The 19971-nt window shown below is 69.6% G+C and carries 20 protein-coding genes and 2 pseudogenes; 11 read left to right on the top strand and 11 right to left on the bottom strand.

Annotated features, from left to right (window positions below):
• Nucleotides 1-222: 222 nt before the first annotated feature.
• The gene (locus ACY34J_RS07455) at nt 223-510 is read right to left on the bottom strand and encodes a hypothetical protein (RefSeq protein WP_462725347.1); all 288 of its coding nucleotides are present in this window, start codon (nt 508-510) and stop codon (nt 223-225) included.
• Nucleotides 511-854: 344 nt separating this feature from the next.
• Here ACY34J_RS07455 and ACY34J_RS07450 point away from each other — a divergent pair, with 344 nt between their 5' ends.
• From ACY34J_RS07450 to ACY34J_RS07435, 4 genes are all read left to right on the top strand, one after another.
• Nucleotides 855-1049, top strand: a complete 195-nt coding sequence (locus ACY34J_RS07450) for a hypothetical protein (protein WP_462725348.1) — start codon at nt 855-857, stop codon at nt 1047-1049.
• A 164-nt stretch (nt 1050-1213) separates the two neighbouring features.
• Nucleotides 1214-1516 (top strand): hypothetical protein, encoded by a 303-nt coding sequence (locus ACY34J_RS07445; RefSeq protein WP_462725349.1) that lies wholly within the window; start codon nt 1214-1216, stop codon nt 1514-1516.
• 325 nt (nt 1517-1841) lie between these two features.
• Nucleotides 1842-2198, top strand: a complete 357-nt coding sequence (locus tag ACY34J_RS07440) for an LppU/SCO3897 family protein (RefSeq protein WP_462725350.1) — start codon at nt 1842-1844, stop codon at nt 2196-2198.
• Between the two features lie 127 nt (nt 2199-2325).
• Nucleotides 2326-2541: an EF-hand domain-containing protein gene (locus ACY34J_RS07435; RefSeq protein WP_462725482.1), complete on the top strand. Its 216-nt coding sequence runs from the start codon at nt 2326-2328 to the stop codon at nt 2539-2541.
• 201 nt (nt 2542-2742) lie between these two features.
• Here the strand turns inward: ACY34J_RS07435 and ACY34J_RS07430 are convergent, their stop codons facing one another.
• The 3 genes from ACY34J_RS07430 to ACY34J_RS07420 all read right to left on the bottom strand — a co-directional run bounded on the left by ACY34J_RS07430 (nt 2743) and on the right by ACY34J_RS07420 (nt 6835).
• Nucleotides 2743-4596, bottom strand: coding sequence for a glycoside hydrolase family 47 protein (locus ACY34J_RS07430; protein WP_462725351.1), 1854 nt, complete (start codon nt 4594-4596; stop codon nt 2743-2745).
• A gap of 166 nt (nt 4597-4762) precedes the next feature.
• The gene (locus ACY34J_RS07425; protein WP_462725352.1) at nt 4763-5938 is read right to left on the bottom strand and encodes a serine hydrolase domain-containing protein; all 1176 of its coding nucleotides are present in this window, start codon (nt 5936-5938) and stop codon (nt 4763-4765) included.
• A 201-nt stretch (nt 5939-6139) separates the two neighbouring features.
• A complete protein-coding gene (locus ACY34J_RS07420; protein WP_462725353.1) occupies nt 6140-6835 on the bottom strand; it encodes a lysostaphin resistance A-like protein in 696 nt (231 codons plus the stop codon).
• 418 nt (nt 6836-7253) lie between these two features.
• Between ACY34J_RS07420 and ACY34J_RS07415 the strand changes: the two genes are divergently transcribed.
• The gene (locus ACY34J_RS07415) at nt 7254-8759 is read left to right on the top strand and encodes an FAD-dependent monooxygenase (protein ID WP_462725354.1); all 1506 of its coding nucleotides are present in this window, start codon (nt 7254-7256) and stop codon (nt 8757-8759) included.
• A gap of 8 nt (nt 8760-8767) precedes the next feature.
• On the opposite strand, the pseudogene ACY34J_RS07410 reads toward ACY34J_RS07415, so the two are convergent.
• Nucleotides 8768-8951, bottom strand: a pseudogene (locus ACY34J_RS07410) (alpha/beta hydrolase); the annotation flags it as partial.
• A 15-nt stretch (nt 8952-8966) separates the two neighbouring features.
• Here ACY34J_RS07410 and ACY34J_RS07405 point away from each other — a divergent pair.
• Nucleotides 8967-9209 (top strand): MerR family transcriptional regulator, encoded by a 243-nt coding sequence (locus ACY34J_RS07405; protein WP_462725485.1) that lies wholly within the window; start codon nt 8967-8969, stop codon nt 9207-9209.
• A 24-nt stretch (nt 9210-9233) separates the two neighbouring features.
• Here the strand turns inward: ACY34J_RS07405 and ACY34J_RS07400 are convergent, their stop codons facing one another.
• The 3 genes from ACY34J_RS07400 to ACY34J_RS07390 all read right to left on the bottom strand — a co-directional run bounded on the left by ACY34J_RS07400 (nt 9234) and on the right by ACY34J_RS07390 (nt 11409).
• Nucleotides 9234-10088 (bottom strand): GNAT family N-acetyltransferase, encoded by an 855-nt coding sequence (locus tag ACY34J_RS07400; RefSeq protein ID WP_462725355.1) that lies wholly within the window; start codon nt 10086-10088, stop codon nt 9234-9236.
• A 203-nt stretch (nt 10089-10291) separates the two neighbouring features.
• Nucleotides 10292-10537, bottom strand: coding sequence for a DUF397 domain-containing protein (locus tag ACY34J_RS07395; protein ID WP_462725356.1), 246 nt, complete (start codon nt 10535-10537; stop codon nt 10292-10294).
• Nucleotides 10534-11409: a helix-turn-helix domain-containing protein gene (locus tag ACY34J_RS07390; RefSeq protein WP_462725357.1), complete on the bottom strand. Its 876-nt coding sequence runs from the start codon at nt 11407-11409 to the stop codon at nt 10534-10536. Before ACY34J_RS07390 ends, ACY34J_RS07395 begins: the two co-directional genes overlap by 4 nt.
• 156 nt (nt 11410-11565) lie before the next feature.
• Between ACY34J_RS07390 and ACY34J_RS07385 the strand changes: the two genes are divergently transcribed.
• Together ACY34J_RS07385 and ACY34J_RS07380 are read left to right on the top strand one after the other, a co-directional pair.
• Nucleotides 11566-12012 carry an ATP-binding protein gene (locus ACY34J_RS07385; RefSeq protein ID WP_462725358.1) on the top strand — a complete coding sequence of 149 codons (447 nt, stop codon included), beginning with the start codon at nt 11566-11568 and terminating at the stop codon, nt 12010-12012.
• Nucleotides 12013-12152: 140 nt separating this feature from the next.
• Nucleotides 12153-12647 (top strand): hypothetical protein, encoded by a 495-nt coding sequence (locus tag ACY34J_RS07380; protein ID WP_462725359.1) that lies wholly within the window; start codon nt 12153-12155, stop codon nt 12645-12647.
• Nucleotides 12648-13029: 382 nt separating this feature from the next.
• Here ACY34J_RS07380 and ACY34J_RS07375 read toward each other — a convergent pair whose 3' ends face one another.
• Nucleotides 13030-13554 carry a hypothetical protein gene (locus ACY34J_RS07375; protein ID WP_462725360.1) on the bottom strand — a complete coding sequence of 175 codons (525 nt, stop codon included), beginning with the start codon at nt 13552-13554 and terminating at the stop codon, nt 13030-13032.
• Nucleotides 13555-13719: 165 nt separating this feature from the next.
• On the opposite strand from ACY34J_RS07375, the gene ACY34J_RS07370 reads away from it, so the two are divergent.
• The gene (locus tag ACY34J_RS07370) at nt 13720-13872 is read left to right on the top strand and encodes a hypothetical protein (RefSeq protein WP_462725486.1); all 153 of its coding nucleotides are present in this window, start codon (nt 13720-13722) and stop codon (nt 13870-13872) included.
• Here the strand turns inward: ACY34J_RS07370 and ACY34J_RS07365 are convergent.
• Nucleotides 13836-13988: pseudogene (locus tag ACY34J_RS07365) on the bottom strand (IS1380 family transposase); the annotation flags it as partial. The gene ACY34J_RS07370 and the pseudogene ACY34J_RS07365 overlap by 37 nt on opposite strands.
• A gap of 115 nt (nt 13989-14103) precedes the next feature.
• On the bottom strand, nt 14104-17478 hold the full coding sequence (locus ACY34J_RS07360) for a pyruvate carboxylase (protein ID WP_462725361.1): 3375 nt from the start codon (nt 17476-17478) through the stop codon (nt 14104-14106).
• Between the two features lie 40 nt (nt 17479-17518).
• On the opposite strand from ACY34J_RS07360, the gene ACY34J_RS07355 reads away from it, so the two are divergent.
• A complete protein-coding gene (locus tag ACY34J_RS07355) occupies nt 17519-17839 on the top strand; it encodes a hypothetical protein (protein WP_462725362.1) in 321 nt (106 codons plus the stop codon).
• Nucleotides 17840-18242: 403 nt separating this feature from the next.
• Nucleotides 18243-19967 (top strand): ricin-type beta-trefoil lectin domain protein, encoded by a 1725-nt coding sequence (locus tag ACY34J_RS07350; RefSeq protein ID WP_462725363.1) that lies wholly within the window; start codon nt 18243-18245, stop codon nt 19965-19967.
• Nucleotides 19968-19971: the final 4 nt, after the last annotated feature.

Raw genomic sequence — 19971 nt, 5'->3', positions numbered from 1 at the left:
CGGGACGACGCTCGGCGCCGTATCGACTGAGCGCTGATCCCACGGTGGGCGCAGCGGCCGGCGTGCCCGCATCCTTGTCGAGCTCGACCAGAAAACGCCAGGCGTCGTTGCGCTGAGACCGGGTGGCGTAGACGAGCCCTGCCGTTCCGAGGACCGTGCGGCGGCCGGAACACATCGGCTGCGCGCTTCGTACCGGGCCGGGCCCCCCGGCAAGGGCAGTGCTCAGATGACGGCCCGCTCCGGCATGGGCTGCTCCACACCGCCCAGCTCCAGCGTGCATCGGGTGCCGGCGGGCACGAGCCGTGGTTCACGCAGGCGGACCCGGAACGGCAGAGGCGGCTCCTCGGGGAGTTCACCGGTCAGCACGGTCGTGCCCGTGCCGTGCTCGCTCTGATAACCGACGACCTTGCCGTCCACCAGCAGCTCGACCTCGCTGCTACGGCCCGGGCCCACATTCACAGTGATCGAGTGGCCGCCGTGATCGACATGGAAATGGTGGCTCCTGCCCATGACGCACCTCCGCAGTGCCCGTCCGCATATCCAGCCTAGATTCGGTGGGCCCTCGGCGCTCGCGGCGCTTGTGAGGGGCTTCACGTGGTCGGGCCTGCGGGCGGTAAGCGTCAGGGCCCTGGCGGATCCGGTGACCCGGCCGCAGACCGGCACAGGACCGGGCGAGCGGCGCTGCGGCAGTACTGCTGTCAGTGATGCTGTCGTCCGTTCGGCCGCCGCGGATCCAGCGCAGGACCGGTGGGTGAATTTCGCATGACTGGTGTGCCACCGGGTAGCAGGCGCATTGCCTGATCCACGCCCCCACGCTGCCCGCTCGTCCGACCCGCCCGTGAAGGACCCGCACCGTGACGTTCCCCGCTTCCCGTTCCGACCAGCTGCCGGTCTACGACCGTCTGGTGCGCGAACGCGGCGACGCCCTGACTGAGGTACGTTCCGCTGCCGAGCAGGCCAAGCGCCAGGCCGCCGAGGTGCTGGGCTGGGGTCGCCTGCCCCGGCAGACATACGGTGCAGGTCGGGACGGCGGGTTCAGCGGGCCGTGAAGTAGTGGGCGCGCGTCAAAGTCTGCCGTTTCGCGGCGAGTTCTCGCTGTCCGCGCTGCGGACAACCCGGCGTCGAACCGCCTGTGACCTGGGGATTGTCAGTACCGGGCGGTAAAATTAAGGCAGTTCGTGAGGGTCCAACCACCGACGCCAGGAGGTCGCCGATGGCCGTAGCCGCAGTCACGAAAAAGCCGACCGCACAGCACGCGACGAAGCCGACGATCGAGCCGTTCAAGCCGCTGAAGAAGGCGCCGCTCCCGGCCGGGCAGCCGCGCGCGTGGTACGAGAGCCACAACCGCCTGCTGAAGGCCATGCGCCTGGCCATCGCCCTGCTCGACACGGGCACCTACCGGGCTGAGCAAGCCCCCAACCGCAAGATACGTACCACGGCGGCCCGGATCGGGATCCACCCGCCGTCCAGCACCACCTGCAGGTTGGTCCGCTCCCTGATCCGCGACGCGCACTGACCTGTTGCCCGGCGGCCCGTATCACCCGTCTCGGCTGATACGGGCCGCCGGTTCGCGACGACTTCTCCGCCGCTGACCTGTGTGTGCCGTAGCGTCGGTCCCGACCGGTAACGTTGCGTGGCCAAGATCGACTTGGTGCGCGATGACGCGACCGCGCGAAGAGGGGGAACCGATCATGTCCACGCCTCCGCCACCACAGGGCGGCTACAACCCATACGGGCAGCCAGGGCCGGCCCCGCATGACCGGCCCGGCGTCCCGCAGCAGGGCGGCTGTCCCCCAGGTCCCGTGCCCGGCGGCGCACCTGGGCCGCAGCCGCCGCGGCGCGTGAGCGGCGGGAGCCGCCTCGTCCGAATCATTGTCGTCCTGGCGCTCGTCGTCGGCGTCGTCGTATGGGTGGCGCGCTATCAGGACGACTACAAGGCCAAGCAAGACGCCAAACGCGAACAGGCCAAGGTCGGTCCCCGTTCTTCCGAGGTCGGCGACTGCCTGCAGCACACGGGTGGCACGGATGAGCAGCCGAACTACGAGATCATCGACTGCGGCGATCCCCAGGCGAGGTACAAGGTCGAGGAACACCACCTGTTCGAGCACAGGTGCGACTCCACGTACGACTCGGAGTACCAGGAAAGGTACAAGGGCAGAGTCCGACTCACGCTCTGCCTGTCGGACCTCGATAAGTAGTCCGGATGTGTATGGACTCGCAGCGCCGGCGGGGCACCACACGCGGAATCGTGCACCGGGTCGAAGAGGCCTCTGGTCAGGCGGATAGCCTGTGCCGGTCAAGGAAGAAACAGTGAAGGGTGAACTCGTGGCGGACATGGAAGCGGCAGCGCGGAAGGTCTTCGACCGGTACGACGTGAACAAGGACGGACTGATCTCCGCGGCCGAGTACAAGCAGGCCATGGCGGAGATGGGGGACTTCAACGTCACCGAGACCGTCGCCCAGGCCCTGATCAACGATGTCGACGCCAACGGCGACCGCATGATGTCCTTCGACGAGTTCTGGGCGGCCATCAACCGCTGACCCCATCACGGCCCGCGGCCCGGCTCCCCGAGCGTGCCGTGTCGCCTCAGCGGATTTCCAACGGAAACCGCGCAGCATCGCGGCGGCCCCGGGAGTGGCCCGCACCAAGGTGCTCACCGGCGGGCCAACACGCTCCCGGCGCCAACGCGTAGCACCCGGCGCAGCTCACGTCGGCGCCCGCGTCAGCGTGCCGCACCGGGATCACACCCTCGCCAACTGCCACTGCTGAGTGGTGGCGCTGCTTACGGGCTGCTGTACCACAGCCGCCCCGTTGCCGGTGCCGTCGAGGTCGGCGGCCTTGCCGCTGTTGCGGTTGATCAGCCGGTAATACCCCTCGCCGGCCGACTGCACGGTCCACTGCTGCGTGTCGGTGCCGTTGTGTGCCCACTGCACGAGCGCCGTGCCGTTCGCCGTGGATGACCTTGGCACTTCCAGCACCTTGCCGCTGTGCAGACTCGTCAGCCGGGTATACCCGCCGGTCGTGGTGGCGATCCAGCGCTGGTTCGCGCCGCCGTTGACAGTCCAGGTGATCACCGCGCCGCCGTTGGACGTCGATGCGCCGCTCACCTCGAGCGCCCGTCCCGTCGCCCGGTTGACCAGCCGGTAGGTGCCGCTCACCGATGGCGCCGCGACCCGGTTGATGCCGCGCAGCACATTGCCCTCGGTGGTGAGGTAGTTGGTCGCGTAGTCGAACCGCGGCGCGCCCGCCCAGAGCAAGTAGAAGTACTTCATATTCTCCGAGTACCAGTAGCCCGGAGTGAGGTCGCCCTTGGTCGTCGGGGTCGTGGTCATGTTGGAGACGACCGTGTAGCCGCCGCCGACCTTGCAGTGCGCCTTCTGGGCGTTCCACAGCCACTGGGCGCGCTCCCGGTAGACCTCCTTGCCGGTCAGCAGCCACAGGAACAGCGCGGAGTCGACATATTCGGGCCGCAGCCGGTACTGGGTGCTCCTCGCTGCGAATGTCGTGTAGTCGATGCTCTCCGGCGGCAGTCGGTGCTGGGCCAGGGCCGCCGCCCACGAGCTGTGGTACGACTCACCCTCACTCAGGTTGCCGCCCTGCGCGAGCAGTCCGGCGTAGAAGGCCGTCAGCTCCGACTGGTTCCTGCTGACCAGCGCGCCGGTGTTCATATTGACGGCCTTGAACCAGGGGCGCCCGTTGTAGGTCTCCCCGAGCCGCTGCAGAATCGCCGTGGTCAGCGTCCGGTACCAGCCGAGGATCTCGGTGTCACCGAAGAACTGGTACGCGTCCCAGAGGTATTCGAAGAACGAGTCCACCGGCGGGTCGACGCGGGCGGTGGTGTCGGTCCAGGCACCAGTCTCCACGTTCAGCGTTGTGCCGACCAGGTTCAGCGACGACCGCCGGTCGTAGACGGCCCGCAGCGCCCGCTTCGCCACGCTGAAATACCTCTGATCACCCGTGAGCTGAGACAGCCGGCCCAGCTCGGTGATGTTGCTGCCGACCTCGGCGAGCGGCACCTTGTTCCCCGTGACCGCGCCGGTGCGGAGGTTGACGTACCGGTACGGGGCGCCCGTCGGCGATGAGGTGAACGCCGGCAGCAGCCGGTCGGCCAGGTCGCGGGCCTTGGTCAGGAGCATGGCGTTGCCGGTGGCCTGGTACCCCGAGAGCAGGCCGCCGACCAGCCGGATGATGGCCTCGAAGACGTGGACTCCGGCGTCGCGGTCGACATTCAGGTTGCTGGTGATCCAGGTGACGCCCGCGTCCAGCTCTTCATCGAGTTCCATTAAGTACAGCGTGTCGAGCGACTCGACGATGGTCAGGCCGAGCGGCATGCCGCTGATGAAGAAGTCGGAGCCGGTGCCGCTGACCGGGCGCAGCTCGTCGCGGCCCCAGCTGAGCCGGCGGTACGCGGTCCAGGCGGTGAGGAACTCCTGCCGGACGTCGTTCGCCAGCACGGGATTGGGCGGCCCCAGCGCTGCTTTCGCGGCGAATGCGGGCCGCACGGCGAGTCCGCCGAGGGTGAGCGAGCCTGAGGCGCCTGCCGCGGTGCGGAGGAGGGCGCGCCGCGAGAACCGGGCGTTCAGTGATGTCGCCATGCGGTGCCTCCGTCGTCGACAACGTTGTCGGATAGTCAAAAGCACTTGGCGCGGATACGAAAGGATCAGGGTTGTTGCGCGCCGCGGCGGGGGCGAGTGTCAACCCCTTTGGGGCCGCCCGTGCGGCTTCGGCCACCGATGTCGCGAAGCCGCCGGTCAGGCACCGTCACAGCACCGAGTACACCGCGTCGACCAGGGCCATTTTGCGCGGGTCATCGGCGATGTGAGGGCCCATACGATTCATCACATAGCCCAGGCTGACCTCGGCCTCGGGGTCCGCCAGGCCACAGGATCCGCCGAATCCGTCGTGTCCGAACGCCCGGGGATTGGGGCCGTAGGAGGCGTTCGGGCCACTCAGCCACAGGCCCAGGCCGATCTCGGTGTCGTGGTCGAAGCCCGCACCCAGGACCAGGTCGCGGCAGGACCCCTGGCCCTCGCGGGCTCGCTCGGCGGCCTCCGGGGAAAGAATGCGCTGCTCGCCGGAGAGCCCGCGGCGGGCGAAGATGCCATACAGCGCGGCGACCGCGCGGGCCGTGCCATGCCCGTTGGCCGCCGGAAGCTGGGCAGCCCGCCACTCGGGGGTGTTGGCTTCGGCGGCCCCCACGACCGGATTGGCCAGGGCCGCCAGGGCGACGGGTGTCAACTGCGAGAAGTCCCCACGCTGTTCTCTGATCGCCGCCGACGACGGGTGAACCAGTTCGGCCACACGGTCGGCCTCCTTCTCCGGCAGGCCGACCGTGAAGTCGATGCCCAGCGGGCCCGTGACCTCCCGGTGCAGGAACCCGCCCGGCAGCAGGCCGGTGATCCGCCGGACCACCTCCCCGACCAGAAAGCCGTACGTCAGCGCGTGGTAGCCGGACTGCGTGCCGGGCTCCCACCACGGCTCCATCGCGGCCAGCCGTGCGGTCGTCAGCTCCCAGTCGTACAGCTCGGCCAGGGTGTGCGGCTCCCGCAGTCCGGCCAGGCCCGCCCGGTGGGAGAGAAGGTGGCGCACCGGAAGGGCGGACTTGCCGGCCGCCGCGAACTCCGGCCAGTACGCAGCCACCGGCGCGTCCAGGTCGAGCAGCCCGCGGTCCGCCAGGAGATGCGCGCACAGGGCGGTCGGCCCTTTGGTCGTCGACCAGACATTGACCAGGGTGTCCCGCTCCCACGACCGCGTGTGCCCGGCATCTGCCCAGCCACCCCACAGGTCCACCACGGTCTCCCCGCCGACCTGTACGGTAACCGCCGCGCCGATCTCGCCGCGCTCCCGGAAGTTCGCCTCAAACGCCGCCCGCACCGCGGCGAACCGCTCGTCGCAGTAGCCCTCGATCGCCGGCACGGACGGGACTGACTGTGTCATGAGGCCCCTCTGGCTGCTCGGTTCGGTTCGACCGACAGACAACGTACCGACTGGTCGGACGTACCGGAAGGCATGGAGTGAAGCGCCGCGGGGCATCACTTCGCGGCGTCGACCTCCTGGCCGACACGCTGATCCGAACGGGCCGCCCGGCCGGCTACTGCCGCCCGGCACAACGGGCCCGCCGACAACCTGTCACCTGCGCTACCGGCCCCACCAGCGGGCGGCCGCCCAGGCCAGCCCATAGCCCGCGCTGTTGAGAGCGAAGTGCAGCGCCACAGGCGGGATCAGGCTGTCGGAGCGGCGGCGCAGCTCGCAGAAGAGCACACCGGCCAGGGCAGTGCCGACGACCGCTGAGCCCACGGACAGGGCCACGCCGGCCCGGCCGGTGCCGAAGACCGCCTCGGCGGCCGCGTTGGAGTGCGTGAGCCCGCGCGACGGCTGTACGTGCCAGAACCCGAAGAGCACCGAGGAGACTGCGGTGGCCCACACCGCGCCCGACCGCCGCTCGACCATGGCCCACAGGACTCCGCGGAAGGCGATCTCCTCGAGCAGTACGGTGCCGAGCGGTACGCGGACCAGCACCCGGTGCACCAGCTGTCCCGAGGACAGTCGCGCGGCCCGCTCGTCATGGAAGGCCTCCCGGGTGAACGGTACGGCCAGACCCACCAGGTAGACCGCCAGCACGGCTCCGGCCAGAATCAGCCCCCAGCGCAGACCGCGGCGCGCCGAAGTCCTGCCCAGCCCCAGGTCGTCCCAGGTGAGGCCGGACCGGCGGGCGATCAGGAGGAGCAGCGCGGACGCGGCGACGCACACCGGCACGTACAGGCGGGGCGCGAGCCGGTTGTTGAGCGCGTTGGCGGCCGCGAGCACCGCGATGGCCAGGAACAGCATCCGCATGGTCGTACCAGGATCACCGATGCCCGGCTCGGGCCGTCCGCAACGCGCCCGGCAGCAGCGGTACCGCCGCCCGGGAAGCGGAAGGCGGCACTGATCACCCCAGGAACCTCAGCAGAGCCGCGGCCAGCTCAGCCGGGGCGTCCTCTTGCACCATGGGCTCGTCGACCCGGCGACAGACCGGGGTCGGCACCCCCCTTTTCGCGCGGACGTGAGCCCCGTCCACGCACTCGGGGGACCGGTCAATCGCGCGCTTCGCGAGGAGGTTGTCCGCCCACAGCGGACACAAAAGAAAAGGAAAGGAAGTTGCCCACTCCTTTCCACTCTCAACGTATAGCGCATGGGGGGCCTTGCGGCAAGACCCGGGTCTTGCCGCAGAATCGCCGGCCGAAGCAAGGACCTGCGGAAATGGGGGGTTGTGATGATCGACGTGATCGTTGCCGGCGGCGGGCCGACCGGCTTGATGCTGGCCGCCGAGTTGCGGTTGCACGGTGTGCACGTGCTCGTGCTGGAGAAGGAGGCGGAGCCGACCGGGCAGTCCCGCGCGCGCGGTCTGCACGTGCGCAGCGTCGAGGTGATGGACCAGCGTGGTCTGCTGGAGCGGTTCCTTCCGCTCGGCGAGCAGTTCGCGGTCGGCGGCTTCTTCGCCGGCATCGGCAGGTCGTGGCCTGACCGGCTGGACACCGCACATTCGTATGTCCTCGCCATCCCGCAGGCGGTCACCGAGCGCCTGCTGACCGAGCACGCCACCGAGCTCGGCGCCGAGATCCGGCGCGGCTGCGAACTGGTCGGGCTGAGCCAGGACGAACACGGGGTGACCGCCGAGCTGGCCAATGGGGGTACCCCCGCCAGTGGGGGCGTAGCCAGTGGGGGTCCCCCCGGCAATGGGGGCGTAGCCGCCGGGGCAGGGGGAGGCACGCAGCTGCGCTCGCGCTACCTCGTCGGCTGCGACGGCGGCCGCAGCACGGTGCGCAAGCTGCTCGGCGTCGGCTTCCCCGGTCAGCCCGCCAGGGTCGAGTGGCTGCTGGGCGAGGTGGAGGTGGCCGTGCCGCCGGAGACGCTGGCCGCCGTGGTGGCCGAAGTCCGCAAGACCGATGTGCGGTTCGGCGCCATGCCCCTCGGAGCCGGGGTGTACCGCATCATCGTGCCCGCTGCGGGGGTGGCCGAGGACCGCACGGTCCCGCCGACCCTCGAGGAGCTCAGGCAGCGGGTGCGGGCGATCGCCGGCACCGACTTCGGCGCGCACTCACCGCGCTGGCTCTCCCGCTTCGGCGACGCCACCCGGCTGGCCGAGCGCTACCGGACCGGCCGGGTGCTGCTGGCCGGTGACGCGGCGCACATCCACCCGCCGACCGGCGGGCAGGGCCTCAACCTCGGCATCCAGGACGCGTTCAACCTCGGCTGGAAACTGGCCGCCGAGGTCAACGGCTGGGCACCGGAGGGGCTGCTGGACAGCTACCACACCGAACGGCACCCGGTGGCCGCCGACGTGCTGGACAACACCCGCGCGCAGACCGAGCTGCTGTCCCCCGAGCCGGGCCCCCGGTCAGTGCGCCGGCTGGTGTCGGAACTGATGGACTTCGAGGACGTGAACCGGTACCTGATCGAGAAGATCACTGCGATCGGGGTCCGCTACGACTTCGGCGAGGGGCATGAACTGCTCGGCCGGCGGATGCGGGACGTGGGGCTGAAGCGGGGGCGCCTCTACGAGCTGATGCACGGTGGCCGCGGGCTACTGCTCGACCAGACCGGCCGGCTCTCGGTGGCGGGCTGGACAGATCGGGTCGACCACGTCGTCGACGTCAGCGAGGAACTGGACGCGCCCGCGGTGCTGCTGCGGCCGGACGGCCACGTGGCGTGGGTCGGTGACGATCAGCAGGATCTGCTCAGCCAGCTGCCAAAGTGGTTCGGCGCTGCCGTCAGCTGAGCGCGCAAGCCGAACACCCGGGCGGGCTCATCGGGCGACAGCAGTTCCAGCACTCGGAACGCGTCATCGGCGTGCTCGGCCACGCGCTGCTCGGCTTGGGGGTCGTTCCAGCAGGCTGCGGGACATGCCGCGCGGGTCGTAGGTCGCGACGGTGTATTCGGCGGCCAGGTTGTCGGCGATGGTGTCGAAGGAGTCACCGGGGCTCCGGTGCGGTCGAGTTCTCGCAGGGAGCTGCACGCAGCACACGTCATCGCGCTGCTACGGCGAGGCAGCTATCCGCTCGCGACCATCAACGCGGTCCTGGATGAGCTGCGCTCGACTGGCAGCCCGGACCGCGTCCTCAGCGAACTGGCCCACCGGGGCCGCGACCTTCACCGTCGTAGCCTCCACCGGCTCAGAGCCTCTGCGGTCCTGCACGCCTGCCTGGAGTATCTCGGACACACGGCATGAGGCGCCTGCTCCCGGTCCACGCGGTCAGCGCCGGGGCGCGAACGACGCTTCGAGGTGGTCCTCAACCGGCCGATAGCCCAGCCGCTGATAAATAGCGTTGCTGGTGGAATTGGCGAGGTCGGTGAAGAGAAGGACCTCCCGGACCCCGGCGTCCCGAGCGGCTTGGCTGACGGCGGCGGTCGCAGCCGCCGCGTAGCCGCGGTTGCGCAGCGCGCCCGGGGTGTACACGGGGCCGACCCGGACGGTGCCCGCCACGGCGCGGGTGACCCCGGCGCAGGAGACGGGTACTCCGTCCGCTTCCCAGAGCGTGATGCCGCCGTAGCCGATCCTGTCGTCGACCATACGGCCGACATCACCCAGCACCGCCGCGGCCTCTCGGCCGAACGCCACGAACCAGTCCACCAGCAGGCCGCGGTCCGCTGCCGTGGCCTGTCGGGCCGCGCCCGGCGGCGCAGGCCGGGGCGGAGTCAACTCCCCCAGCCGATAAAGCCGGTTCGTCTCCTCGATACGGGCAGGCTCCCCGGCACACCGCTGCCAAGCGGCGCAGAAGGTCTCCGCCGTCGCGCGAACGCCCCTCACCCCGGGCGTCGGGCAGCCGCTCGCCGCCCGGGCTTCGGCCAGTTCGACGGCGGCTTCGTCCGGCATGAACGAGAGCAACAGGCGGTGGGGCGGAGTGCGCAGCCACGCGCCGCGTACGCTGCCGTCCGGCGCCCGCCACCAGCCGTACTCGGGCGGCTCGGCTCCGTAGATGTGTGGGCCGCCGGCCCTGAGTGTCTCGGTGACGGACAGCAGCACGGTGTGCTGGACCGGGCTCGCCCGAAGGAAGCCGCCGGCGGTCGTCAGGAACTCTTCGAGGTCATCCGTAGTGGTCCAGGTCATGCCCCCGAGCCTGCCGTGACCTGCGTACGACGCGCACCCGAATATCACGCTACTTCAGGAGCCGTCTCCTCCGGGACAGCCATGGACGTGGTGGCCTGGTACGGGGGTCTGGCCGCCCGCGACAGGGGCGGCGCCGGGTACGGCAGTTCTCGGCGCCGCCACTGAACTGGTCGCCGAGTGTGGTCTTCGGGGCCGCAATCACGTCAGAGCTGGGTGGCGAACGCGATGAAGCTGGCCCAGGCGGCGGGGGAAAAACTGAGCTGCGGGCCGTGCGGGTCCTTGGAGTCCCGTACGTGGACGGTGTCGGGGCAGGTGGCCACCTCGACGCAGTCGACTCCGCTCCCGCTGCTGTAGCTGGACTTGTGCCAAGAGAGCGCTACTTCCACGCAGTCGCCGGAACCGCCGCTGCTGTAACTGCTCTTGAACCAGGCCAGTTCAGTGGTGCTCATAGCACTCCTCGCATCCGCTGCAACAGGCTCCGAGAGTCTTCGAGAGTGAGAGCCTGTGAGCGCATCCTGGCATACCGCATCTGGAGCATGCTCACCACTTTCAGGTCAGGGACGAACTGGCCGCTCTCCTGACCTTCGCAGTAGGCGAACCACCGGTTCTCCGGGGTCTCCGGCAACTGCATGGGCCCGTCCAACCCAGCATGCGACTCCCGCACCAGCGGCATGACCTGGATCTCTACGTTCCTCAGCTCGGCGATCTCCAGAACATGGTCGATGAGTTCCCGCGTGACCTCCACCCCGCCCGTACGCCGCAAGAACAGCTGCTGCTCCAAGATAAAGCTGTACGCCGTGTTCGGCCGCTCCCACAGCAGTCGTTGTCGCTCGGCCCGAGCCACCCACTGCGCCTCGATCTGTTCGTCGCCCAGAGGCGGCAGCTGGTTGGTGAACAGCGTCCGCGCGTACGCCTCCGTCTGCAGCAACCCCGGCGCCAGGCGGCACCCGTACGTGTACAGCGTGATCGCCACCGCCTCCAGCCGCGCCCACTGCCGGAACCAGGACGCCAGTCCCGGCTGCCGCGCGATATGCCGGGCCGCCTTCCGTAACGCCCCCGTGTTCCCCAGCACCTCCTCCGCCCGCTCCACGAACGCGGGATCCGGCATCCGCCGCCCCTGCTCGATCGAGGCGACCGTGTGCTTGGAGAACCGCACCAGCGGGGCGAAATCCTGTCGGCTGAGCCCCGCGTGCTCGCGCAACGCCTGGACGACCGCGCCGAACGTCCGCAGACTGTCCGACGTTTCAGGCTCGCCGCCACCGCCCGGCGAGAGCCCGCCGGTGCTCGCCCCGCCACCTGTACCGACCGTGTCATCGGCCACTCTCGGCCCCCTCCCGCGCACGTCTCTGTGACACATTCAACTGATCTATGGTCACGGTCGGTTACGAGTACTGTCCACCTCTCAAGCGCGTACGCTGCCGCAGCGTACGCAGTGCCTACCTGGTGAACTGCTCATCGGGCACGCCACATTGGGCGCATGACAGCACCACCAACCCCCGAACAAGCCGTTACCGTACGTGTGTTCACCCAGCGTTTCAGCGCCACCCCGATCGGCGCCCGGCTCGCCCGGCACTTCGCCTCGAACCAGCTCCACGGCTGGGGCATCCCGCACGGCACGGACGCCTCCGACTCCGCTGCCGTGATCGTCGCCGAACTGGCCGCGAACACGGTGACGCACGGCCGCGTACCCGGCCGGGACTTCGCGCTGCGGCTCGCCCTGACCCCAGACACCCTGCGGATCGAGGTCTCCGACACCCGTACGGAACGGCGCCCGCCTGCCCCGGGCGACGTACCGCCGCCGCAGACCCTCGCCGAATCCGGCCGCGGGCTTGTCCTGGTGGAGGCACTCGCGGACCGCTGGAAGGTGCTGGACCGCGCACCGATCGGGAAGACCGTGCGTGTCGAACTCGATCTGCCGCGCTGACGGGCTCACCGACACCCGAAACCGTTTTGTCCGATATAAGGGTGATTATTGGGTACCCGAGTGGCGCATGTTTACTCCCGGCTCCTATGTGACCTGGGGGAAAGGGACCGGCATCAACTCGGATGAGGATCACCATGAACATGGACAAGCGACGTAAGCGGTTGGCGGGTCTGGCCTTCGGGGCCACCGTTCTGACGTCGGTGGCGGTGACCGGAGCCGGCCCGATCGCGACCGGCCAGAGTCAGGCGCCGGCCCAGGGGCAGGGCACGAAGGTGATCGGGACAGAGAGGCTCGGCACCAGTGGGGACCTCGTGATCACCGTGACCGCTGAACGCGACCCAAAAGCTGCCAGGCGGGCGACGCTGAAGCTCAAGACCGTCACACGCACCCCCGACGGCAAGACGCAACAACTGGAGACGACGGTGGGCCGCGAGGGAGAGTGGTTCTTCGACGTGGTCACCGCACCTAAAGGGCTGAGCAAGCTCACGGCCTCCCTTGTCCGGAACGGCGGCGACCGCCCGCAGGTTCCCGTCATCGGACTGAGTGTGCGGCTCACTCCGAGACAGGGAGACGTGGAGTTCGACTACGAGGTCAGGGGCGGACAGCTCCATCAGACCGGGGGTCCGCAGCATTAGGCGGCCGAGAGGCCTGCATCCGCGTACAGCGAAGCCGTCGCCGCTGTCCTATCCACCGCGCCGAAGCAGTACGCCACCGGCAGCCGGCGTCGGCGCTGGAAGCCGCCGCCACGTGGGGCCCGCGGGCAGCGCTTCCGCGCTCAAACCGGTCGCGAACCTTGACCTCGGTACCGCAGTGGCGGGGCTGCACGACGCGATTCGGCTGGGATCCGGCCTCGGCCTGGCACGTGAGGACGTCCTGGAGATCCCCAAGAGGGGGTGTTCGGCCGCTTGGTCGCAGGCAACGGCGGGGCAGGACTGCTTCCCGTGGCATCGACCACGGGGAGCAGTCCTCGGTTATGCAGTCGTGGGCATGCCCAATCCTGCATCGCCTGTGTGCGGGTCAGCAGCGCTTCGAGCTGAAGGCCTGGCTGGGAATCGGGTCCCCGACCGGCCACACGGAGCCGACAGCCGAGGTGCACTCGGCCACGGTGTCCGTGCCGTAGGACCAGAACTCCTGCGCGTTGGTGTCCGTCCAGGAGCGGTAACCGAGGTACTCGTCCCGGGGATAGCTGTAGATCGCGGTGTCGACCGCGTAGTTCCCGGGCTTGTCCCGGAAGCTCTGCCAGACCCACACGTACCCGTAGTTCTCCTGGCAGCTCGGCGAGTAGAACTGCTTGACCGAGGCGATCTTCGCGCCGTTGCGATAGATGTAGCCGGTGGTGCCGATCTGGTAGGCGTCTGTACAGACCCCGACGGCCTGTGCCTTCACGCTCGCCGGGTTGCCCGCCGCCGACGGCGCCGTGGACTTGGGGGCCATCCTCTCGGCCGGCTTGGGAGCCGGACCGCTGCCGGCGGACGCGACTCCGGCCGGGATGAGCACGAACGCGCACGTCAGCGCCGCGAGGACGCCTCTGGTGTATCGCATCTGAGTGTTCCCTCCCCTGATTCGATCAGCGACATCCGAAGAGCCTGCAGGACACGTTCGCAGTCTCTGATCCTCTCTTGGAGTAACGCCCCCCGCACGCTCCGGATATGAGGTGAGACCAATCAGGCCCCAGGAAGGTTGCAGCCCGAACTGACGGTCGCATCGATGAGACCGCGGGGTCGCGCTGTCACGCTCGGTGGCGCGCTGCATGTGCGCCGCGGCAGCCAGGTCGACCTGGTCGTCGAGGTCAGCCTGGCCAACGGCCCCAACTGGGCCCAGTGCCGACGCTGTGGCGCGAGCGCCGCCGATATCGCTTGATCCAGCCCGGTCTTGCGGACCGTTTCGACCATCAGCACGGCCCCGGCCTGCGAAACCACTCCGCAGTCACCGCCCTCGACACGGACACGCGGATACGACCCGATACTCTCCTTCACCTGAGGAGTGCAGCTTTCCTGACGACGAACAGGACCTAGTGCCATCGTCCCAGGTCAGGCGCACTCCTCGCTCTTTTGACCAAGCATCGGACAGCCCACCTCGCGAAGCGCGAGGCTAGGAAAGCTCGACGATCAGGTCACCGCCTTCCACCTGCTGGATCGAATTGATGGCCAGCCGCGCCACGGTGCCGCCCTTCGGGGCAGTGACGGTCGCCTCCATCTTCATGGCCTCGATGGTGGCCACGGTGGCACCGGCCTCAACCTCGTCGCCCTCGGCGACGGCCAGCGTCACCACGCCGGCGAACGGCGCGGCGACATGCCCGGGGTTGGTCTTGTCGGCCTTCTCCGTCGCCGGCACATCGGACGCCACCGAGGTGTCCCGCACCTGGATCGGCCGCAGTTGACCGTTCAGGGTGGACATCACCGTGCGGATGCCACGCTCGTCGGCCTCGCCGATGGCTTCCAGCTCAATGAGCAGCCGGACGCCGGGCTCAAGGTCCACCGTGTACTCCGTCCCCGGGCGCAGCCCGTAGAAGAAGTCCTTGCTCTCCAGCACACTGGTGTCGCCGTACGCCTCACGATGCGTCTCGTAGTCCTTTGTCGGCCCGGGGAACAGCAGCCGGTTCAGCGTCGCCCGCGGGTCCTTCTCCAGCCCTTCACGGTCCTCGGCGGACAGCTCCTGCGTCGGCTTGGCGGCAGCGCGGCCTTCGAGCGCCTTGCTGCGGAACGGCTCCGGCCATCCGCCCGGCGGGTTGCCCAGCTCACCGCGCAGGAACCCGATGACCGAGTCGGGAAGATCGAACTTGTTCGGCTCGGACTCGAAGTCCTCCGGCGACACCCCGGCCCCGACCAGGTGCAGCGCGAGGTCGCCGACCACCTTCGAGGACGGGGTGACCTTCACTACGCGGCCGAGAATCCTGTCGGCGGCGGCGTACATCGCCTCGATGTCCTCGAAGCGGTCACCGAGGCCCAGTGCGATGGCCTGCGTGCGCAGGTTGGAGAGCTGCCCGCCGGGGATCTCGTGGTGGTACACGCGCCCGGTCGGCGAAGCGAGCCCCGCCTCGAACGGCGCGTAGATCTTACGGACGCTCTCCCAGTACGGCTCCAGGTCGCCGACCGCCTGGAGGTCGAGCCCGGTCGGCCGGTCGGAGTGGTCGGTGGCGGCCACGATCGCGGACAGCGACGGCTGCGAGGTGGTGCCGGCCATGGAGGCCACCGCGCCGTCCACCGCGTCCGCACCGGCCTGGATGGCCGCGAGATAGGTGGCGAGCTGGCCGCCCGCGGTGTCGTGGGTGTGGATGTGCACCGGCACGTCGAATTCCCTGCGCAGCGCGGAGACGAGCTTCGCCGCGGCCGGGGCGCGCAGCAGTCCCGCCATGTCCTTGATCGCCAGCACATGTGCGCCGGCGGTCACGATCTCCTCGGCCAGCCTGAGGTAGTAGTCCAGTGTGTACAGCTGCTCCGACGGGTCCGACAGGTCGGAGGTGTAGCACAGTGCGACCTCGGCGATCGCGGATCCGGTCTCCCGTACGGCCTCGATGGCGGGCCGCATCTGTCCTACGTCGTTGAGCGCGTCGAAGATCCGGAAGATGTCGATGCCGGTGGCCGTGGCCTCCTCGACGAAGGCGTTCGTCACCTCGGTCGGGTACGGCGTGTAGCCCACGGTGTTGCGTCCGCGCAGCAGCATCTGCAGGCAGATGTTCGGTACGGCTTCGCGCAGCGCGGCAAGGCGCTCCCAGGGGTCCTCGGCGAGGAAGCGCAGCGCGACATCGTAGGTGGCGCCGCCCCAGCATTCCAGGGACAGCAGCTGCGGAAGGGTCTGGGCGACCACCGGGGCCACGGCGAGCAGGTCCTTCGTACGGACCCGGGTGGCGAGCAGCGACTGGTGCGCGTCCCGGAAGGTGGTGTCGGTGACGCCGATGGTCGGCGACCGGCGCAGCCACTGCGCGAAACCCTCCGGACCGAGCTCGGTGAGCTTCTGCTTGGAGCCGGCGGGCGGTTCGGCGTCGGCCGGCCGCGGCAGCTTGGTCGTCGGGTCGATCAGCTGGGGCCGCTCGCCGTGGGGCTTGTTCACCGTGACATCGGCGAGATAGGTGAGCAGTTTCGTGCCGCGGTCGGCGGAGTGCCGTGCGGTCAGCAGGTGCGGCCGTTGCTCGATGAACGACGTGGTGACCTGCCCGGCCTGGAAGTCCGGATCGTCCAGTACGGCCTGCAGGAACGGAATGTTGGTCGATACGCCGCGGATCCGGAACTCGGCCACAGCGCGCCGGGCGCGGCCGATCGCAGTCTTGAAGTCCCGGCCCCGGCAGGTGAGCTTGACCAGCATCGAGTCGAAGTGCGCGCTGATCTCCGTACCGGCGTGGGCGGTGCCACCGTCGAGGCGGATGCCCGAGCCGCCCGGCGAGCGGTAGGCGCTGATCATGCCGATGTCCGGGCGGAAACCGTTGGCCGGGTCCTCGGTGGTGATCCGGCACTGCAGCGCGGCACCGCGCAGATAGACGGTGTCCTGGGTCAGTCCGAGGTCGGCCAGGGTCTCACCGCCGGCGATACGCAGCTGCGCCTGCACGAGATCCACATCGGTGACCTCCTCGGTCACCGTGTGCTCGACCTGGATGCGCGGGTTCATCTCGATGAACACGTGGCGGCCGTCCCGGTCGAGCAGGAACTCCACGGTGCCCGCGTTGCGGTAACCGATCTGCTTGGCGAACTTCACGGCGTCGTTGCAGATCCGCTCGCGCAGCTCCGGCTCGAGGTTGGGCGCGGGCGCGAGCTCGAGCACCTTCTGGTGGCGCCGCTGCAGCGAACAGTCGCGCTCGAAGAGGTGGATGACATTGCCCTCGCCGTCAGCGAGGATCTGCACCTCGATGTGCCGGGGCTCGACGACGGCCTTCTCCAGGAAGACGGTCGGATCACCGAACGCGGACTCGGCCTCACGCGATGCCGCCGCGATGGACTCGCGCAGCATCTTGGGGTCCTCGACCCGCCGCATGCCGCGCCCGCCGCCACCGGCAACGGCCTTGACGAACACCGGGAAGCCGATCTCCTCCGCGGCCTGGACCAGTTCGTCCGCATCGGTGGAGGGCTGCGAGGAGCCGAGTACCGGTACGCCGGCCGCGCGGGCCGCGGCCACCGCGCGGGCCTTGTTTCCCGTCAGCTCAAGCGTCTCCGCGCTCGGGCCGACGAACGTGATGCCCGCATCCTCGCACGCGCGTGCAAGGTCAGGGTTCTCGGACAGGAAGCCGTACCCGGGGTACACCGCGTCCGCGCCGGCCTTGCGCGCGGCGCGCACGATCTCCCCGACGGAGAGGTAGGCCCGCACCGGGTGCCCCGGTTCACCAATCTCGTAGGCTTCGTCGGCCTTCAGCCGGTGCAACGAGTTGCGGTCTTCGTGGGGGAATACCGCGACCGTCCTCGCGCCCAGCTCATAGCCGGCGCGGAACGCGCGGATGGCGATCTCGCCACGGTTTGCGACCAGCACCTTGCGGAACATGCCCGATCCCTTCTGCCTGCCCGGTAGGAACACAACCTGCTTGGCAACGCTCGCGCTGTCCAGCAAAGTCTGCCCCCAGGTGATCTACCTAACAGGGTGTGACCACTGGGCGAGATCCGCGGGTGTCCGGGAGGCCCAGCAACCTGAAGAGGTGGTGCGCCACGCCATGTTCCCGGCGCACAACGAGCAGCGCGGTGAGGGCGATGGCCACCGGGACCCCGAGCCACGAGCCCAGCAGGTGCACCAGCACACTGGCCGCGATGGCCGTGCCCGGCGCGGCACCGAAGACGGCGCCCAGCACCGCGCCGAGCAGGCGCAGCCGGCCGGGCGCCTCGGCTCACTCCCGGCCTGGCGGCGATGAGCCGCGCCGCGATCCAGTAGCCGAGCACGCCCCGGCTGACATTGGTGGCGGCGAACAAAGCCACCAGCCAGGCGGGGAGCGCTTCGTGCCCGCTCGCCGCCTGCATCGTCTCCCAGTCCGGGAAATCCCACAGCAGCCATGCGCCGCTCGGCGCGAACAGCACCGTTGCCGGCGGCCTCCCGACATCTCTGCTGGCCTCAAAGGAACGATGTTTCCCCGGGAGTTACCGCGAGGTACCCCTTTTCCCACGGCTCACGCTCGTTCAGTATGGCGTCCTACTCCGGTGACAGCCGGTGTGCCGGGACGAGACCGTCGGCCCCCGGCCGCCGCAGACGGCCACCGCGCCTGGTGTGTGCGGCGAGTGGCCCGCGGCCGACACAAACGAGAACGAGGGGACGAGAGGGTGTCTGACCGCCACCGGAGCGTACCGAGGCGTACCGCCGAGAAGCGGCAGTACGCGGAACTGCCCGACGAGGTACTCACCGAGCGGATCCGCGCCGGCGCGCCGACCGCCCTCCCCGCCAGACAGGAACTGCGGCAGCGCCACCTTCCCGCGCTGCTGTCCTACGCCCGGCTCTGCACCAGGAACCAGACCGCCGGAAACCAGCTCGCCGACCAGTCCTTCGACCTCGCCGCACAGGAGACGTGCCGCGGTATCGACCCGCGGGGACCGTGGCGGCACCATCTGCTGCTGCTCGTCCACCGGGTGGGCGCCACCTGGGCGGCGGGCAACCGGAGGGAGAAGCTCGAGCCCGGATTCGCCGAGTGGCTCGATGGCTCGGGCGTCACCGCGGCCACCGTGCCCGAGGTGCAGCGTCAGCAGCCGGAGGAGCGCTCGGCGATGCTCGGTGGCTTCTTCACGCTGCCTTCGCGCACGCGCGGCATCCTCTGGTACAGCGTGGTGGACGACGAGCCCGCCGAGGTGGTGGCCACCTACGTGGGCATTGAGCCGCACACCGTCGCGGCTCTCAGGGATACGGCACAGGACGCGCTGCGCCAGGCGTATCTGCGAACCTACCTCGAGCGCAGCGGCGACCCGGAGTGCCAGGGGTTCCGCGGCCTCATCGAAGCGGCGGTACGGCCGGGTGCCTCCCGGCGCAGCGAGGACCTCGACGAGCATCTGGCCGAATGCGCGTCGTGCGCCTGGGTGTTCACCGAACTGGTGCGGTTGGGTGAGGAGCCTCGGACCGTGATCGCCGAGGGGCTCCTCGGCTGGGGTGGCGCCGCGTACGTCACCGCCGGTCCGGTCCGTGGGGTCGTGGCGCCGGAGTCCGAGGCGCCCTCCGACGCCGAGCCGGCCAAGCCGGACCCATCCACGTCCGCGGGTCCGAGGCCCACCCCGGCTCACGCCCGCACCAGCACACCAGCCGGTGCGGCAGCCGCCGGGTTGTGGCGCGGGCGCGCCTGGAGGGCGTCCCGGCCGGTCGCGGCTGCCGCGGCCGCCGCAACCGCTGCCGCCGCCCTCGTCGCCGTGCTGGCGACGGGCGACTCCGGTGACAGCGTCCCGGCAGGCGGCAGTGCCGAGGCACCCATGCCGACGCCCTCCACGATCACCGCCACGGCGACCGCCACCGCGACCGCCACCGTCTCGTCTCCGCCGACGACCGTTACGGCGACGCCGTCGAACAAGCCCCATCCTTCCCCCAGCCCGAGCCGTACGAGCAAGAGTCCTACGACCGCTCCCCCGCGCACCCACAAGCCGTCCCCCCGCCCGATTCCGTTTGGCGCCTTCACACAGGTGATCAACTCCCGTTCCGGACTGTGTATGGACGTCCGCGATGGGTGGTTTGAGAAGGGCACGGATGTCGTCGCGATAGCCTGCGACGGAACCGACTCTCAGCAGTGGCGGCTGGATTCCAGCGGTCTGCTGCACAACTCGGCCGACCCCGACTTCTGTCTGGACTCCCGAGGCGACGTCGACCGGGGCGTCGGGATCTGGACGTGCTCCTCCATCTACGGCGACAACGGCCGGAACTTGCAGTTCCTGATCGATGGCGACGGGGCGATACGCCCGTTCATCGCGACGGACTTCGCCGTCACCCCGCGCTTCGACGACTCGGACAGTCCATTGGAGCTGGAATGGGGCCGCGGCCAGGCGGACCAGCGCTGGAACGCGGGTACCGGGTAGGAAC

This window comes from Streptomyces sp. HSS9-12 (assembly GCF_054963655.1).
The sequence above is the reverse complement of the archived record's forward strand: the minus strand, read 5'-3'. Positions and strand labels throughout refer to the sequence as shown.